Here is a 17,017-nt window from a genome sequence, read left to right on the forward strand (position 1 = left end):
CCCACGGATTGACACCCCAGCCAGCCGCTTTTTGAAATCAGCCTCTGAACGGGCTGACATCAGGGTTTGCCAGTCGGGCAGTCATTTGCGAAAAGCACTCACCCCTTGGGCAAATCCTGAACCCCGACGCCCGGATCTTCCGCACTGGCAACCCCTGGGTCCACAGGCTCTGACGTGATATCCAGCAGATCCGTATCAGCCTCCTTTTCAGGCTCAGGCTCTGCCACTTCAACCGCAACCGGCGCCAGCAGGCTTGGATCGGTCACGCCAGTCAGCTTCTTGCGCAGACGCTGCAAGTCTCCCACGCTCAACTTCAGCAACTTGGCAGATTTGGTCTTGACCAGCGTCGTCACTGTTTCGTGCTCCCCAAGACGGGCCATTTGCCCGGCAAGGTTCATGGCAAGCACTTCGCGCGTGTAGATGCCGGTGTTGTACTGATACACCGCGGCAATCAGCTCACGCAACTCAAGGGGCAGACGCCAGCGGGTGCGCAAAGCTGAACCGTAAGCGGCGGAATACTGCTCAAGGGATTGCCTGATGACTTCTTCGTCCAGATGACCGCCTGCCAGCAACCACTCCTGCAGACAGCCCAACACCGCCAGATCCCCCAGCGATTGCAGCAAACCGGCGCAGAAACAGCGCTCGACATCCAGCTCCAGCATACCGCCCAGAATACGAGCGTAGTCGGCCGTGCGCTGTGACATTGTCCAGAGCTGGTTGGCCTGGAGCAGCAGCGCATCGTTGGTCAACACCGCCATGCGTTTTTTCGCAAGACCGCTCACGATATTGGAAGCCTGCACCGCTCCCAGTACACCCATGGCCCCAGTCAGCGTCTGGACAGGCTTGCCAAGATGTTGCGCAGCGCTGTTGGCCGCTGCAATCAGAACTGCCGTGATGTGTGGATCGTTACGCAACTCCTGCTCAAGCAGGGCCGCATCGACGGAGCCCGAACCCTGACTGAGCTTGAGCGCCGTTGCGACATCCACAAACAGCGGCGCACCATCAGCAACATCACGCCGTTTTTCAAGAAACTTGGTCAGGGTCAGCCCTGGCGTCAGAGCGGGCATCTCACCGGGCACCGGCGCACGTCGCTCAAGCAACAGGCCCTCAAGGCGCTGGCGCAGCCCTTCGGTATTCAGGGGTTTGGTCAGGTAAGCCGTGGGCGCAAGCGGCAGGACTTCACGCACGCTGGCGCTATCGTTACGGTTACTGAGCAGAATGAAAGGAATGGGAGGCTGGCGACGCAATGCGCGAATACCGCGCAACAGGCTCAAACCATCGATAACAGGCAACTCTCTGGCAGCCACCACCAGATCCGGCAGATGTTTCTTGATCCATTCAACAGCCTGCTTGCCGTCGCTGCACATCTCCAATTCGACGTCAGCCCGCACGCTCAGCACCAGATCACTGAGCGTTTCACGAACCCACGGATCAGACTCAGCAATCAATACGCGAGGTATCGCAGGCAAATCTACAGCTGTCATCAGAACTCTCCGACATCGATTCGCTCACCTTAGCCAAAGCCTTCGTCCGGATATATAGCTATAAGCGAGAAAACCGGTCATCGACACGAAAAAACCCTGCCGAGGCAGGGTTTTTTCTGTCTGTCTGGTCACAAATCATTCAATTTGTGACCACACTTTCTCATGCAATCTCTGCGAAACACTCTTCCAGAATCGCCAGACCTTTGCTCAACAGCGCTTCATCGGCTGTCAAAGGCACAAGAACGCGCAAGACGTTGCCATAAGTACCGCACGACAGCAGGATCAGGCCCTTTTCACGCGCCTTGGCCACAACCTGCGCCACCGCAGCAGCGTTTGGCTTGTGGGTATCGCCGTCTTCAAAAAGCTCTACAGCGATCATTGCACCCAAGGCACGCACTTCACCGATTACCGGGTATTTGGCCTGGATGGCTTTCAGACCGGAAACCAGACGCTCGCCCACTGCCTTGCAGCGTTCCAGCAGGTTTTCCTCTTCAAACACGTCCAGAACCGCCAATGCCGCAGCACAGGCGACCGGGCTACCGGCATAGGTGCCACCCAGACCGCCTGGAGCGATGGCGTCCATGTATTCGGCCTTGCCGCATACGCCCGCCAGCGGGAAGCCGCCTGCGATGGACTTGGCAAACGTGGTCAGGTCGGCAGCAACGCCCATCTGTTCCATGGCGAAGAACGTACCGGTACGGCCTGCACCTGTCTGGACTTCGTCAGCGATCAGCAGGATGCCGTGCTTGTCGCACAGCTCGCGCAGACGCAGCATGAACGCCTTCGGCGCCACGTAGAAACCACCTTCGCCCTGCACAGGCTCGATGATGATGGCAGCGATGTCTTTAGGCTCGGCATCGTTCTTGAAGATGCGCTCGATGCTGGCGATGGAGTCATCCACGCTCACGCCATGCAGTTCGCACGGGTAAAGGGCACGGAAGATACCGCCTGGCATCAGGCCCATGCCTGCCGAGTAAGGCACGACTTTACCGGTCAGGCCCAGGGTCATCATGGTACGACCATGGTAAGCGCCCGTGAACGCAATCACGCCAGCACGACCAGTGGCTGCACGAGCGACCTTGACGGCGTTTTCCACAGCTTCGGAACCGGTAGTCACCAGCAGGGTTTTCTTGGCGAAGTCACCAGGAACCTTGGCGTTGATTTTTTCGCACAGCTCCACATAGGGCTCATAAGCCAGTACCTGGAAGCAGGTGTGAGTCAGCTTGGTCAGTTGCTCTTGCACGGCCGCGATGACTTTCGGGTGCAGGTGACCGGTATTAAGTACCGCGATGCCGCCGGCGAAGTCGATGAACTCACGGCCCTCAACGTCAGTCACGGTGGCATTCTTGGCCGAAGCGGCAAAGATCGGGTGGATCTGACCAACGCCACGTGGCACAGCGTTCTGGCGGCGTTGCATCAAGGATTCGTTTGTATTGCTCATGTATTCCTCATTCGCCGCTCATCGGTCGGCGTAGTTCAAGGATTAAGCAGCCGGGGTGAGTTGCAGCAGCATACGATGATCGACTGCTGCAACGCCCGACTACCGGTCAAGCCTGCGGCGTCAAACGCTCAGGCACAGGTATTTGATTTCCAGATAGTCTTCGATGCCGTACTTGGAGCCTTCGCGGCCCAGCCCCGAGGACTTGATGCCACCGAACGGCGCCAGCTCGTTGGAGATCAGGCCGGTGTTGATACCCACCATGCCGTACTCCAGCGCTTCGGCAACACGGAACACGCGGCTCATGTTCTGAGCATAGAAGTAAGAAGCCAGACCGAACTCGGTATCGTTGGCCAGCGCGATCACTTCGGCCTCGTCCTTGAAGCGAAACAGCGGTGCCAGCGGGCCGAAGGTTTCTTCCTTCGCCACCGCGGCATCCTTGGGCACGTTGACCAGAATGGTCGGCTCGAAGAAAGTGCCTTCCAGGCTATTGCCGCCCGACAGCACTTTTGCACCTTTGCTCACCGCATCGGCAATGTGTTCCTTGACCTTGGCCACGGCTTTTTCGTCGATCAGCGGGCCAGTGGTGATGCCCTCTTCCAGGCCGTTACCGATCTTGAGCTTGGCAACTGCGGCCTGAAGTTTCTCGGCAAACGCATCGTAAACCGCGTCCTGCACATAGATACGGTTGGCGCAAACGCAGGTCTGGCCGTTGTTGCGGTACTTGGAGATGATTGCGCCGTCGACCGCCTTGTCCAGGTCAGCATCGTCGAACACGATGAAAGGCGCGTTACCGCCCAGTTCAAGCGACACTTTCTTGATGTCTTGCGCGCACTCAGCCATCAACTGGCGACCAATTTCGGTCGAGCCGGTAAAGGAAAGCTTGCGCACGATCGGGTTGCCGGTCAGCTCGCTGCCGATATCGCCAGCACTGCCCGTCACCACGCTGAATACGCCAGCCGGAATACCTGCACGTTCGGCCAGCTCAGCCAGCGCCAGGGCAGAGTACGGAGTCTGCGAAGCAGGCTTGAGCACCATGGTGCAACCGGCGGCCAGAGCCGGACCGGCCTTGCGGGTGATCATCGCCGCCGGGAAGTTCCACGGCGTAATGGCGGCTGTCACACCAATCGGCTGCTTGAGCACGATCAGGCGCTTGTCCGGCTGGTGGCCCGGAATCACATCGCCATAAACACGCTTGGCTTCTTCGGCAAACCATTCTATGAAGGAGGCAGCATAAGCGATCTCGCCCTTGGCCTCGGCCAGCGGCTTGCCTTGCTCCAGCGTCATCAGGCGGCCCAGATCATCCTGGTTTTCGATCATCAGCTCGAACCAGCGACGCAGCTTGTTGCCACGCTCCTTGGCGGTCAGGGCACGCCAGGCCGGCAACGCCTTGTCGGCAGCTTCGATGGCACGGCGGGTTTCGGCAGCGCCCATCTTTGGCACAGTACCGAGGATTTCATTGGTCGCCGGGTTATTGACCTTGATCGTCTGACCACCGTCCGCATCCAGCCACTGGCCGTTGATATAGGCTTGCTGGCGGAACAGTTTGGAATCTTTGAGCTGCATGTCGGCCTCCTAAACAGCACCGCACGAGGGCGGAGCGAACTATTGAATATCGATGCACCCCATTTGGAAGCCATCGCCAGGAAAACATTCCATCGGCCTCAGCGACGCATGTCGCGGAAAAACGGGAGGACCGAACAAGAGCGTTTGAAATCTCAAACGAATCCTAGGGACTGCTGGGGTAAAGGACAATAGGCTGTTCAAAAAAAAGAACGGGGGACGACCGGAAATACGAACGTTCCGGTCTACTCAAAGCTTTTGAGTACCGTCAGCAGGCTTTTGAGGTTGTCAGGTGCTCCCGACTGGCCAACGGCTTCGGTCGCCTTGGCAGCAGAAGCAGTATCTACGTTATAGATCTGCATGACTCCCTGATTGGTAGCAGCCTGAGGCAACGTATTCTGTTGCTGTTGCGCGGCCACCTCGTTCTGAAACAGAATCGCCGTTGCCTGGGCCATCGATTGATACAGAGTGCTCATGGCCATGGGCGGGGACTCCCCCAGTACCTTGACGTTGGACTGGGTGACAGCATCGGTAATCTGGGGACTAACGATTGAGTAGGGCATGGACATCTTCTCCTGAGGAACCGCTACCGTTACGCCACAGCAGCATAGTTGTGAAACCGGATAATTTCCCGCCCGAAGCTAAAGCCAGCATGGACGCCCGCCCATCAGATGAGTATCATGGCGCCCGCGTTGCACTCGTAGCTCAGCTGGATAGAGTACTGCCCTCCGAAGGCAGGGGTCGTGGGTTCGAATCCCGCCGAGTGCGCCATCTTCCTTCCCTTGGTTCCAAGGGTTGTCGCTTCAGCCGAAAAACTCTCTTGCACCCAACCCAAACCGCCAAGGCTGACGGCAAGTTGTCCTGCATGTCATTTAATGACCCAGCGCATACCCCACCTTGAAACGGGTGGGGTATGAAGTCACTCAAGAAAACATGACAGCCTTCAGGCCTGCTTGGCAGCGCTCACCCCAGTGAAGTTTTGAGCATACCGGACAGCAGTACGACGCTTGTGGAAAATATAGAGCGCCGTGAGGATCCAGAAAGAAATCATGGTTTCCAAAAAGCTGAACACCTGATTATTCGCCGGAATGTACAAGAACATGATGGCAAATAGTGGGAGTAGCATTTTCGCAAAAAAGTCGTCATTGATGACAACCGAAAGATAAACGTTTGCGAAATACCAGCCCAGAACAAGCATGACAATCGAGACACCGAAGAAGCTGACGTCATTTGCTATATAGCTATAAAACGAATGCCAGTAGACATTTTCGTCCCAACGCGCGGTTATCTTGCGCTGGAATGTTTTATCCCTTACATCGATGCCCAGATGCTCAGCGAAGACTCTTTGCAGGAAGACGGAATGCCCGATTCCATATGAGCTATCGAATTTTTCCCCAAGGGAGATCGATACGCCCTGATAGCCCTGAACCAGATAGACTGTCAGCTTCTCATAAAAGTCGGTAAGTTTAGACTTCTCAGGAACAACGGCCACTGCAACCTGAGCAGGCACGTCTGCAATCTTGGCAATCTCTGGCAAGGCGGCGTTGTTGGCCTTCACAGACAACTCCGGAGCACTCGCTTTTTCTGGCAAAGCAGCACTATGACTCTTCGCTGCCGCGCCCTTGTGATCAACAGTCGCCGGCAAGGCAACAACATTGGTCTTCGCAGGAAAAACCGCAATATCAACGTTCTTTGGCAAGGCTGGAGCAGTGTCTTTTGCAGGGGCGTCTGCAACCTTGGGGGTTTTTGCCGGTTCCAGATCGCTTTTGAATACACTTCCCGTTTCGTTCAAATAACTGAACGAAACAGGTTTCTGGTCTTCAAAAAGAACCTTGTATGGCGACACGCCGGATTTGACACTATAAAACTGCCAGAACGAGAACAGGAATATAAAGCCCAGGAAAAACAGAAAAGTCTTGCGCCTTCCAAGCTCGACAAAAAAACCAGCAGATTTATTTGAAACCACAACGCCAAAAAGGCAAACCGACACGACAAAAAGATAGTAGAAATTTATCGCGCTCAAACTGGCAATGATACCCGTACACAACGGAATCATGACCACCGTGAAGCCCACCAGCTTGCGTGCCGTACTCAATCGGTCCCAAAAAAACACAAGGCCTGGTAGCAATATGTATTTAAAGACTCCGAAAAACAGGAGCAACCCTGTTACATATGGATTCCCCGAAAAGCCCTCTCTTGAAGCAGAGGAAGCATAAAAGCTGCGCACCTCTGCAGGCGCCAACAATCCCTTCAGTAACTCCGAGAAAAAGCCGGTAGGGAGATACGACCTGGACAGAGTCGTATTGCGGTGGAGGATGACCATTGCAATAAAAGCAAAAAGGATCACCACCCAGTAATATCTCAAGAACAGATTATCGCCATTCGATTCCACAGCCTTGAGCGGCTGCTTGGTCGAGAAGCGACAAGACAGGAGATACCCGGCTATGAAAAACGCATGGTACAGAGAAATAACAAAGAGGAATTCTTTTTTGTTCTCGACAGGCCAAAGCACCGGGCCGAAAAAAAACAGCCACAGCGTGAAAAGCAGGTAGCTTTCAACAAGTAAAAGCGGTATGTAGAATTTAGCAGTTTTCATCCAGCCCACCGAAGAAGGTTAAACTTTTTCCAATATCCAGAAACTCGAAGCTCACCCACTGCTCACTCATGGCTTGCCGTGCCCTGCATGAAAATCAGATGCCCTTTTACTGACCATTTCATAATGGGACTTGTAGCTCGACACATCCGGGATCGATTCAGAATAACGCTTCCAGGTGGGCACAAGCCTTGTCATCAACCGGAACAGGTAAACGTAGTAGTTCAGATTAAGCAACTTTTTCAAAATCCCGTCATCGCGTTTGTAGCAATACAGCCGATTCTTCAAAAGAAAACGCCCGAACCAGCTTTTCTCCAGAGACAGCATATAATTAAAAATATTCAGCTTGTCCTTGTCAAAGTCCGACCCCCTGACAAGATAGGTCGATCCAGACGTGCGCCGATAATAAACATACACTTTACTTGACTGATGAAAGCTGACATCACCATAAAGCTCGGCAGTTTTCACCAGCATCGGAAAGTCTTCAGTGACGCTATAGCTATTAATGAACGTTGAAAGCTCATCATTCAGGAAAAACTTTTTATTGCAGAAAAGATTCGGCGTATTGATGCTGCTGATGTTTTTCAATCGCGCCATGAACGGCTTGTCTTTATAGATGACATCAGAAGCCAGGATATGCAAAATAGTCGAGGGCGACTTGATGATTTCACCATCGATCAACAGCAAGGGCAGACCAGAAAAATAGTCATTCGCGCCTAACTGCTCGGCCTCTTCAAAAATATTCACGCACGAATAGACATCATCACCGGCGGTGATTTTAAATAACTCACCCTCAACATGAGTCCAGATGCGGGTATAGTTGAAGCAGGTGCCATTGTTTACAGTGTGGTCCAGAATCTTGACATCATGAAACAAGCCGCCATGAACAGACAGCCAGCGGTTTACCAGCTCAATGGTATTGTCCCGGGAACAGTCATCCGCGATCACCAGGCAAAAATCGTAGTCGGCACCGAAGCTTTCTATCAAGAATCTTATGCTTTCGAGGTGCTCGATAATATAAAGCTCGTGATTATAGGTCAAAACACCAAACGTAAATTTTTTCTTAACCACGAGAAACACCTTCACTCAATTTCTTTGCCAAGACTCTGTACAAGAAGATAAAAGCCTTAAAACCAACCATCTTGAAGCCGAGTACAAAAAAATCGACTTTCCATTTCAAGCTGTACTTTCCATCAGACAAAGACTCACTGGCCACACCTCTTTTATTGATGTCGATCGGCAAGTCATACTTCTTCAGTACCGGTGTAATAACGCTAGGCACCCACTTCCCTCGGCGGATGGCGCCGCCAAGCGTGTAGTTGTAGACAAACGTATCTTCCTTGCCTGTCTGGGCACAGTAAAAGATGTCGCCGCCGCCATAAGTTCGCGCACTACCGAAAAATTCCCATGCCCAGGGCGAATCAACTTCACCGGTGAACTCGACCAGCTTACGGGTTCTCCAGAGGGCGGGCGCAGAGTTCAAGCGGTAGTCATCTCGCGCCCCGACCACTTCAAAGCCGTCAAGGTCGCCCTCAACCCTGTTGACGCCAGGAATGTTGCTGAAATAAAAAACAGCGATTTCGGAGCGTTCTTTCATCGCCCGGACACAGTCAGCTATTTTCAACTGATTGACGGGTGATTCCAGAATGAAATCATCAAACAGGGTGATAACGAATTCCGTTTCAACCAAGGCCAGGGCCTTGCGTAACCGCCAGCCCCAAGGTCGCTTGGCTTCATCAGCCGACAGCTTCAATGTACGAACCTGAAACCCGTCAAACTCGAAACTTTTACGCTCCGTATTCAATATGACCCGACAGTCACAGTCAGGCCACATCTCCTTGAGTGAATAGAAAAAAGGGAGCCACACATCTTCATAACTGTCGCAGGAGTTAACAATGATTGTGCAATCCTTCCCACTCACCCTACCAACGTTATCACTCATGACCCACTCCAACGTAAACCGCCGGGGAGAGCCTGAAATATCCATGCATTTCTGACTGCTGCCCCTGATTCTCAAAGCAGCAAATCTATCCATGTGGATAGTTTCCGCTCAATTCTGTTTTTCAGCTATGAGGCGCATCTTGCAGCGGACGCACCTGCGCCCTGCTCCAGAGCAGGGCGCATGAATGTTTCTGGCATCGACGGTATGCATAGCGAGGTCCTGGGCCAAGAAAGCCCAGGATCTCCAAAGACCTGTTCATTTAAAAACTAACGAACAGCACAACACACGGACTCATAAGAGCCATACCTTACCACCGTTCCACCTTCAACCTCGATAACAGTATCACAGGTCTCCAGAGTGTTAAGCCGGTGTGCAATGACGATCAGCGTGGTGCCATCACCCAGATCATCGACGGCGCGCATGACTTCCTGTTCGGTTTTACTATCCAGCGCACTGGTCGCCTCATCCAGAATGATAACGCTTGCCTCTTTATAGAAAGCACGGGCTATCGCGATGCGTTGGCGCTGTCCGCCGGAAAGAAAAACACCTCGCTCTCCTACCGGCGTGTCATAGCCGGCAGACCACGATTCGATGACATCGGAAATTTGCGCCTTGGCTGCGGCTCGCCGCACACGATCGAAATCGATGTTTTCGTAAGACACCCCAAAAGCGATGTTTTCAGCCACTGAGGCGTCGGACAGGAATATCTGCTGCGGCACATGGGCAATGTTTCTTTGCCAGTTGCGGCTGTTGCCCGTATTCACTTCAACACCATCAACCGAAAATGCGCCTTCCGTTGGAGTCAGCAAGCCCATCAACGTGTCGATCAGCGTACTTTTTCCGCTCCCCGTGGCTCCCATCAGGCCAACTCGCGAACCCTTGGGAATGCTCAGGCTTATATCTTTCAACACCCATGGAGCATCCTTGCCGTAGCGATACGACACATGATCCAGCGACAGGCAGTCATTAAAATCCAGAGGGGTCGGCGTCGACTCGACTTCGACCTCGTCGCGCTTCTCTGGCAGAAGGTCCAGGACATCTCGTAACGAGTCTTGCGCGCCACTGATACAGGCCCAGGCCGCATAGGATTGCTGCAACACCGGAAGCAGGCGTTGTGCCGCAAGCGCCAACGCGCCCAGCATCGGGATCGATGCAAGCAGCCCACCGGGTTGCTGCGCAAGCCAGTACGCAAAAACCGCAATCATCAACATACCGAACGATTCGATAGCGAAGCGTGGCGAGTTGGCGATGATCTGGATATTGGCTCTGGCACGACGCAACGTGTAATCGGTGCGATCAAAGTCCTTGCGATAGGTCTGCTGAGACGAGTCAATAATAACGTCTCGAATACCTTCAAGACTTTCACTCATCAACTTCAGTTCTTTATCGGAAGTGACACTCACCACCAGGCTGTCTTTTTTCAGTTGCTTTCTTGTCACCAGCACAACCGCCAGGTAGACGCCACCAAAACTCGCAAAGGCGAGAAAGGCAACGATGGGCTGGATGACCAGCACAATGACAAGAATTGCCAACATCATGAAAGCCGAGCTGACAATGGTCAGCGACGGAAATAGAAACTCCCGCACCACCGTGTCGACCTTGTTGAAAATAGCCGTTATGACTTCGCTGCTATTCCTGGAGATGTGCTTGCTGTAAGGCTGATGAATGACTGTCTTGTATATATCGCTTGCCAGATCACTCCCCACTGCCGAACTCAATCTGTTCTGCGCCCACATCAAGACAAAACGACTGACACCGGAAAATATGGCGGCCACTGCAAAAATGACGGTCAACGGCAACAAGAGCCCGTTGGCAGAGTCAATATTCATCGCAGCAAAAACATCACCAACGAGCGGCTGACTCAGAAGTTTCTCGGGGTTGATCAAAACCGCCAGGAACGGAACGATTGCCCCGATACTGACGATTTCTGCAAGCGATGCGACCACCATGAGCCCGAGGATCACAAAGAACTGCAGCTTTCTTTTGAGTGTAAAACACTTCCAAAGACGGCCTAACAACTGAATCATTGAGTCACTCTTCGCCAGAAAAATTATTAACAGCTGCGATGACCGCCTCGACTTCAGACGAGGTCATTTCAGGACTCATGGGTAAACTCAGAACCTGCTGATGGATCGTCTCGGTCAACGGGTAGCTTTTCCCGTTCAGCTCTTTATATGCCTGCTGCTGATGAACCGGAATAGGGTAGTGGATGATGGTTTGAATGCCCTGATCAGCCAGATGCTGCTGCAATGCATCACGCTGCTGGCATCGAACAACGAACAGATGCCAGACATGGCTCTGCAGCGACAGAGGGCAAACGCCAGCAGAAAGCGGCAGCTCTAAGGCGGGGTTGCTGATGCCCTCCATGTACATTTTGGCGATTTCCCTGCGGCGCGCAGTCTGGTCATCCAGATACTTGAGCTTGACGCTAAGCATGGCGGCCTGAATCTCATCCAGGCGGCTGTTCACGCCCTGATAAAGGTTCTTGTATTTTTCATGGGAACCATAGTTGCGCAGTGCGCGCAGAACTTTCGCCAACTCGTCATCGTCGGTAGTTACCGCGCCGGCATCGCCCAGAGCACCAAGGTTTTTCCCTGGATAGAAGCTGAAGCCCGAGGCATTTCCCCAACTGCCTGCCCTTCGGCCATTGAAGCTCGCACCATGAGCCTGGGCAGAGTCTTCAAGAACCAGCAGTCCCTTTTCCTCAGCCAGCGCCATCAACGCCGTCATGTCGGATAATTGCCCATACAAGTGGACAGGCATGATGACGCGGGTTCTGGAGGTCACCGCAGCCCGGGCCTTGGCAGGGCACAAGTTATAGGTGGCGGCATCAGGCTCGACCAGCACCGGCACCAACCGATTTTCGGTGATAGCCAGAACACTGGCGATGTAGGTGTTGGCAGGCACGATGACTTCATCGCCATCCTTGAGTTTCCCCAACTCTTTCCAGGCACGCAGCGTCAGGTTCAGCGCATCAAGACCATTCGCAACGCCGATGCAGTGCCGACTGCCGCTATAGGCTGCAAAACTTTCTTCAAAGTTTGAAAGTTCATTACCGCCGATGTACCAGCCCGAATCGATGACGCGGGTGCATGACGCTATCAACTCGTCGCGCATCGTCGAGTTGATTTTCTTTAAATCCAGAAAACTGATCATTTGTCCAGGTACCTGATAATTCTTGCCGGGTTGCCAACTACAACAGCGCTGTCGGGCACGTCTTTAGTGACCACAGAACCTGCCCCTACCATTGCATTGCTACCGATGGTGATCCCCGGCAGTAATGTTGCATTGGCACCAATACTTGCTCCGGCCTTGACCGTTATCCCCTGAAAAGCATCAGGGTATACTTTTGACCTGGGCATCGGATCGTTGGTAAAAGTTGCATTTGGGCCAATGAACACGTTGTCTTCTATCCGCGTGCCGCTCCACAGGAAAACACCCGACTTGACGGTAACATTGTCCCCTACGATGACATCGCCTTCGATCAGCGTATGGGCACAGATATTACAGTTACGACCGATAACCGCTCCCTGCAGAACAACGGAGTATTGCCAGATACGTGTCGAACTACCAATGTCTGAACTTTTAACATCGGCCAGAGCGTGAATCTCAGACATTATTTATCTCCGCGAGAAAGCGATCATAATTCCTGATGTAATCCGACTCGTCATAATGTTCGCTGGCCAGTACGAGCAATATGCAGTCATCACTAAAGTCATGCATTTCGCGCCAGACCATACTTTCGATCAAGAGCCCTCTGGTAGAACTGTCCATCCAGGTTTCTTCACGAACTTCGCCATTATCCAGCACCATGCGGCACTTTCCGGCCACACAGATGGCAACCTGCTTCAAGTTACGGTGAGCATGATAACCGCGACTGACACCCTCGCCGGTTCGATAAATGTAATAAACGCGCTTAATATCAAAAGGTATTGCTTTTTCCATACCGATTTCAAGAGCGACCAACCCTCCTCGTTCATCGCCCAGACTGGGAAAGTCAATCCATTTCATCATGCTCACTTAACATGCTCCGCTATATTTTCTGGTTGGCGCCGTATAAAAATTCATCGAGATCGGCCATCGATACGAAACCGTATGGCTCAGCTGTCACCATGCGTTCTGTACCAGAGGTGCATAATGCTTTTTTGCCATCCCTGCCCCTGCATACAACACGTCTCGGAGATTGTACACCGAGGCTGCGCGGGTACGCCCGAAACTAAAACACCGATAATACGCAGAGCAGGCCGCCAGTTATACCTTTGTTAGCCATGATTGATAAAAACGACCGTATGTCCGAAGCTATAGCGCAGACATGTTTTGCATCATGGCCCTGAAATACGGAGCCCGGAGTGCATGAAGGACCACGCTGGCTCAAGGATTTCTGGAACGCTCATGGCATTCCTGTCCACCCCGACCATGGATGGCTAAAACGCAATGAAGGTGAAAAAGCGATCAGCCAGATCGCAACGCATACGTGAGCAGCAGCGGGTCAACCTGCAACGTTATTGGCTGAATTTCTATCGCGCCCGCTATTGGGCCAAGGTCATGGGCGCCGTTTCAATGATGGTGCTGATGGCGGGGGTGTCGCTGTTCACAAAAAGCATGATGCCCATCTATCTGATGACCCCCATTGTGGTGGTCGGTCTGCTGATGCTCACCTGGTTCTGGCGCAAACGAATCGGGCTGGTTGCCGATGAACAGAACCAGCCCGAATGAAGCCAGGTCACCTCAAAACTTGAACCGACCCACACTCGCCTGAAGGCTGCCGCCCAGCCTTGCCAGTTCGGTGCTGGACATCGCGGTTTCGCCGCTGGCGACGAAAGTCTGCTCCGAGATCACCCGCACGTTCACCACGCGACGGTTGATTTCGTCGGCGACAATGCTCTGTTGTTCGGCGGCTGCGGCGATCTGGGTGTTCATCTGCTCGACGGTGGAAACAGAGCGACTGATGCTCATCAATGAGGTGCCGGCACGACGAGTCAGTTCCACACTGCTTTTGGTCAGGGAAAGGCTGTTATCGAGAATCGTCGCCACTTTCTGGGTGCCGTTCTGCAGGCTGCTGACCAGCCCTTCGATTTCTTCTGTAGAGGCTTGAGTGCGCTGAGCCAGGCTGCGGACTTCGTCAGCGACCACGGCAAAACCACGACCGGCTTCGCCTGCACGAGCCGCTTCGATAGCGGCGTTGAGGGCAAGAAGATTGGTCTGTTGGGCGACCGACTTGATCACATCCAGCACCGTGCCGATCTTGTCGCTTTCGCGGCTCAGGTCGTTCATTGCGTCGGTCGAGTGATGGACTTCTTCTGCCAGGCGCCCGATCTGGTCAATCGCCTGAAGCACGACCTCATCGCTTTTACGGGCCTCGTCATGGGCTGCGATGGCTGCGTTGGAAGCGTCCTCGGCATTACGGGCCACTTCCTGAACAGTGGCGGCCATTTCGTTCATGGCAACCGCGACCTGATCCGTCTCGCTCTTCTGGCTGGTAACCCCGGCAGTGGTTTGCTCGGTGACCGCCGAGAGCTGCTCCGAAGCGCTGGCCAATTGCACGACGCCATCGCGAATGCCACCAATCAACTCACGCAGGTTGACTGTCATGCGCTGCATGCTGGCTTGCAGAAGGCCAAGTTCATCCTTGCGATTGGCCGTGATATCGACGCTCAGGTCACCGGCTGCCACCCTTTCGGCAGCGAGCAGGGTTTCCTTCAGTGGGCCAACGATCAGACGGGTGATGAGCCAGGCTGCCAACGCACCGAGAATGAGCGCAAAAATCGCGGCAGCAACCAGAAGATTCTTGGCCTGATCGACATCGTTATCGCGTTTGGTGGTCTGGCTGATATGCAGTTGCCTGCTGTCCTCGAACAGGTTGGCAACCTCTGTATTCAAGCCATCCTGCGCCTTTCTGGCTTTCGCCTCATCGTGGGCCTGGGTGGCCTGAACAAAATCCTGGAAGTGAAGGCGATAGCGTCTGCTCGACTCCACGCCTTGGCTGAGCAGTTTCAGATCCGAAGGGCTGTGAAACATCCCGCGGATATCTTGATAATGAGCTTCCAGACTTTCGTTCGTGCTGAGTACTGCTGCGGCGCGGTCCGCACTGGCTTCAATCGTGTAGCTCAAACGCCCAATGCGCATGTCACGCACAATCTCATTGAGCTCTGCGATGGCCGTCAGCTTTTGGCCTCGTTCACGCAGGATATTGATCTCCACCCAACTGAAAGCCGCTATCAGAGTCGTCAACAACAAAACGCTTACAAAGCCCAGAGTCAGTTTCGATCTGACGCTGATATTGCCCAGTACAAGTGCGAGCCAATTGAACATTTCAGAGCACTCCGAGAACGTTTAAGTGCTGATGAGTGTCCCTAGGGCAATCACAGTTCCCTGTAAACTCTGGAGTTGATTCTGTTTGTGTCCGGTAAAACCCGTACAGGCAGGCGCCCCCCTTCACCCTACCTGTGAAATGTCTTCCCCAATGCCTCAAGACGCACTGCCAAAGGAGGCAGGCGTTGGCTGCTTTGCGACAGTACGTCGATGTTGGCGGCGGTATCTTCGGCGATGCTTTGCACCGAGCGCAGTTGGTCGGCGATTTCGCGACTGGCGGTGGATTGCTCATCGGTGGTGGTAGCAATCAAACCGTTCAGTTGGGTGATATGACCAATGCCGTCGCCCACGGCACGCAATGATTCGGATGCCCGCTGGCTGTTCTCGACGCAGCGCTCGACACCTTCAAGGCTGTCCTGCATGGCCGTGGCGGCTTCGCGGCTGCCTTGTTGCAGGCCATGAATGATGCCCTGAATTTCCTTGGTCGACGACGCCGTGCGCTGGGCCAGGTTGCGGACCTCATCGGCCACGACGGCAAAACCGCGACCCTGCTCGCCAGCGCGTGCGGCTTCGATGGCGGCATTGAGTGCCAGCAGGTTGGTCTGCTCAGCAATGCTACCGATCACGTCCAACACTTTGCCGACCTGCTCCGACTGCTCGGCAAGGGCCTGCACGGTTTCGTCGGTGGTATTGATACGCTCAGCCAGTCGGGTGATTTCGCTTTGTGCCCGGTCAACGCTTTCACGTCCGTGCGCAACCTGTTCGCGGGCATCGCCAGCCCGTTGCACCGCCTGTGCGACATGCCCTGAAATATCGTTCATGGCATCGCCCATGCGCTGCATCGCATCGGTCATGCGGGCAATTTCACTCAGTTGATGCTGAGCACCGGTTTCCAGCGTGCCGCTGGCCCTGGCCAGATCATGACCCAGCTCGCCCAGGCCGCGTGTGTCGCGCACCACGCCATCCACAAGCCCGGTGATCTGTGACAGGAAACTCTCGAAGCGCTGGGTAAGGGAAACATGCTTGCCTGCCCGTTCGTCAGCCTTTGTTTCAGTCGTGAGCTGCGAGGCAGTGGCGAGCATCTTGTCGAGCATGTCCTGATTCTCGACAGCCTCGGCCTGATTCTGGACGGCGAGGTACATCAGGATTACCGTTTCAACCACCACGTAGACCGCATGCACCATGACCATGCCCCAGCCACCGGCATGGTGCATGACATACACCGGGAACCCCGAATGCTGCAAAGCGTGGAATACCACGTGATGAACGGCGATGACTGCGGCCGCAACCAGGATAGGCAGCCAGTCGCGGTAGAAGGTCAGCACGGCCAGGAAGACAAAGATACCGAAGTGGATTTCCACCACCCCTTGAGCCTGATTGATATGCAGTGCGGCCATGACCATCAGGCCGACGCCAAAACAGCAGCGCATCAATCGGGTCCCGCCAATGGCGCGATACAGTGCCGTCAGCACCAAGGCAGTGCCACCGCCCACCACCATTGCCTGGGTAAAGGTGTCGTGCCAGAACGCCAGACCGACTGAATACACAAACAGCAGCCAGATCAAGCCAAGCATGATGCGGTCGGCCTTGCGGTAATGCTCAAGAAAACGAGGAGCTGAAAGCATCAAACACTTCCTTATGAGAGGACCAAACAACAGACAGCCAGCATCATGGACGAGCAAAAG

The 17,017-nt window shown here is 54.0% G+C and carries 14 protein-coding genes and 1 tRNA gene; 2 read left to right on the forward strand and 13 right to left on the reverse strand.

What is annotated here, in order from left to right:
- Positions 1–98 precede the first annotated feature (98 nt).
- From JL015_RS14580 to JL015_RS14595, 4 genes are all read right to left on the reverse strand, one after another.
- Positions 99–1,484, reverse strand: a complete 1,386-nt coding sequence (locus JL015_RS14580; protein ID WP_201018936.1) for a response regulator — start codon at positions 1,482–1,484, stop codon at positions 99–101.
- A 160-nt stretch (positions 1,485–1,644) separates the two neighbouring features.
- Entirely contained in the window at positions 1,645–2,925 is a 1,281-nt protein-coding gene (gabT, locus tag JL015_RS14585) for a 4-aminobutyrate--2-oxoglutarate transaminase (RefSeq protein WP_201018937.1), read from the reverse strand.
- Between the two features lie 120 nt (positions 2,926–3,045).
- A complete protein-coding gene (gene gabD / locus JL015_RS14590) occupies positions 3,046–4,488 on the reverse strand; it encodes an NADP-dependent succinate-semialdehyde dehydrogenase (RefSeq protein WP_201004011.1) in 1,443 nt (480 codons plus the stop codon).
- A gap of 242 nt (positions 4,489–4,730) precedes the next feature.
- A complete protein-coding gene (locus JL015_RS14595) occupies positions 4,731–5,054 on the reverse strand; it encodes a RebB family R body protein (RefSeq protein ID WP_374063426.1) in 324 nt (107 codons plus the stop codon).
- Positions 5,055–5,179: 125 nt separating this feature from the next.
- On the opposite strand from JL015_RS14595, the gene JL015_RS14600 reads away from it, so the two are divergent.
- Positions 5,180–5,256: transfer RNA gene (locus JL015_RS14600), tRNA-Arg, on the forward strand.
- 172 nt (positions 5,257–5,428) lie between these two features.
- Here JL015_RS14600 and JL015_RS14605 read toward each other — a convergent pair.
- From JL015_RS14605 to JL015_RS14635, 7 genes are all read right to left on the reverse strand, one after another.
- The gene (locus JL015_RS14605) at positions 5,429–7,081 is read right to left on the reverse strand and encodes a hypothetical protein (RefSeq protein ID WP_201018939.1); all 1,653 of its coding nucleotides are present in this window, start codon (positions 7,079–7,081) and stop codon (positions 5,429–5,431) included.
- A gap of 66 nt (positions 7,082–7,147) precedes the next feature.
- Positions 7,148–8,149: a glycosyltransferase family 2 protein gene (locus JL015_RS14610; RefSeq protein WP_201018940.1), complete on the reverse strand. Its 1,002-nt coding sequence runs from the start codon at positions 8,147–8,149 to the stop codon at positions 7,148–7,150.
- The gene (locus tag JL015_RS14615) at positions 8,142–9,020 is read right to left on the reverse strand and encodes a hypothetical protein (protein ID WP_201004019.1); all 879 of its coding nucleotides are present in this window, start codon (positions 9,018–9,020) and stop codon (positions 8,142–8,144) included. The genes JL015_RS14610 and JL015_RS14615 overlap by 8 nt, the downstream gene beginning before the upstream one ends.
- A gap of 266 nt (positions 9,021–9,286) precedes the next feature.
- Complete coding sequence (locus JL015_RS14620) at positions 9,287–11,047, reverse strand: ABC transporter ATP-binding protein (protein WP_201018941.1); 1,761 nt, start codon at positions 11,045–11,047, stop codon at positions 9,287–9,289.
- A gap of 4 nt (positions 11,048–11,051) precedes the next feature.
- The gene (locus JL015_RS14625) at positions 11,052–12,176 is read right to left on the reverse strand and encodes a DegT/DnrJ/EryC1/StrS family aminotransferase (protein ID WP_201018942.1); all 1,125 of its coding nucleotides are present in this window, start codon (positions 12,174–12,176) and stop codon (positions 11,052–11,054) included.
- Positions 12,173–12,637 carry an acyltransferase gene (locus JL015_RS14630; protein ID WP_201018943.1) on the reverse strand — a complete coding sequence of 155 codons (465 nt, stop codon included), beginning with the start codon at positions 12,635–12,637 and terminating at the stop codon, positions 12,173–12,175. Before JL015_RS14630 ends, JL015_RS14625 begins: the two co-directional genes overlap by 4 nt.
- Positions 12,630–13,034, reverse strand: coding sequence for a sugar 3,4-ketoisomerase (locus JL015_RS14635; RefSeq protein WP_236124188.1), 405 nt, complete (start codon positions 13,032–13,034; stop codon positions 12,630–12,632). Before JL015_RS14635 ends, JL015_RS14630 begins: the two co-directional genes overlap by 8 nt.
- 420 nt (positions 13,035–13,454) lie before the next feature.
- Here JL015_RS14635 and JL015_RS14640 point away from each other — a divergent pair, with 420 nt between their 5' ends.
- Positions 13,455–13,736 carry a hypothetical protein gene (locus JL015_RS14640; RefSeq protein ID WP_201018944.1) on the forward strand — a complete coding sequence of 94 codons (282 nt, stop codon included), beginning with the start codon at positions 13,455–13,457 and terminating at the stop codon, positions 13,734–13,736.
- 12 nt (positions 13,737–13,748) lie between these two features.
- On the opposite strand, the gene JL015_RS14645 is transcribed toward JL015_RS14640, so the two are convergent.
- Both JL015_RS14645 and JL015_RS14650 read right to left on the reverse strand, forming a co-directional pair.
- Complete coding sequence (locus JL015_RS14645; RefSeq protein ID WP_201018945.1) at positions 13,749–15,332, reverse strand: methyl-accepting chemotaxis protein; 1,584 nt, start codon at positions 15,330–15,332, stop codon at positions 13,749–13,751.
- Between the two features lie 128 nt (positions 15,333–15,460).
- Positions 15,461–16,957, reverse strand: coding sequence for a methyl-accepting chemotaxis protein (locus JL015_RS14650; protein WP_201004033.1), 1,497 nt, complete (start codon positions 16,955–16,957; stop codon positions 15,461–15,463).
- Between the last annotated feature and the right edge of the window lie 60 nt (positions 16,958–17,017).

Source organism: Pseudomonas cichorii (assembly GCF_015471405.1).
Lineage (GTDB): Bacteria > Pseudomonadota > Gammaproteobacteria > Pseudomonadales > Pseudomonadaceae > Aquipseudomonas > Aquipseudomonas serbiensis.

Coding starts and splice junctions, on each gene's coding strand:
- JL015_RS14580 (WP_201018936.1), bottom strand. CDS start 1,484: ATGACAGCTGTAGATTTGCCTGCGATACCTCGCGTATTGATTGCTGAG.
- gabT (WP_201018937.1), bottom strand. CDS start 2,925: ATGAGCAATACAAACGAATCCTTGATGCAACGCCGCCAGAACGCTGTG.
- gabD (WP_201004011.1), bottom strand. CDS start 4,488: ATGCAGCTCAAAGATTCCAAACTGTTCCGCCAGCAAGCCTATATCAAC.
- JL015_RS14595 (WP_374063426.1), bottom strand. CDS start 5,054: ATGTCCATGCCCTACTCAATCGTTAGTCCCCAGATTACCGATGCTGTC.
- JL015_RS14605 (WP_201018939.1), bottom strand. CDS start 7,081: ATGAAAACTGCTAAATTCTACATACCGCTTTTACTTGTTGAAAGCTAC.
- JL015_RS14615 (WP_201004019.1), bottom strand. CDS start 9,020: ATGAGTGATAACGTTGGTAGGGTGAGTGGGAAGGATTGCACAATCATT.
- JL015_RS14620 (WP_201018941.1), bottom strand. CDS start 11,047: ATGATTCAGTTGTTAGGCCGTCTTTGGAAGTGTTTTACACTCAAAAGA.
- JL015_RS14625 (WP_201018942.1), bottom strand. CDS start 12,176: ATGATCAGTTTTCTGGATTTAAAGAAAATCAACTCGACGATGCGCGAC.
- JL015_RS14630 (WP_201018943.1), bottom strand. CDS start 12,637: ATGTCTGAGATTCACGCTCTGGCCGATGTTAAAAGTTCAGACATTGGT.
- JL015_RS14635 (WP_236124188.1), bottom strand. CDS start 13,034: ATGATGAAATGGATTGACTTTCCCAGTCTGGGCGATGAACGAGGAGGG.
- JL015_RS14640 (WP_201018944.1), top strand. CDS start 13,455: ATGAAGGTGAAAAAGCGATCAGCCAGATCGCAACGCATACGTGAGCAG.
- JL015_RS14645 (WP_201018945.1), bottom strand. CDS start 15,332: ATGTTCAATTGGCTCGCACTTGTACTGGGCAATATCAGCGTCAGATCG.
- JL015_RS14650 (WP_201004033.1), bottom strand. CDS start 16,957: ATGCTTTCAGCTCCTCGTTTTCTTGAGCATTACCGCAAGGCCGACCGC.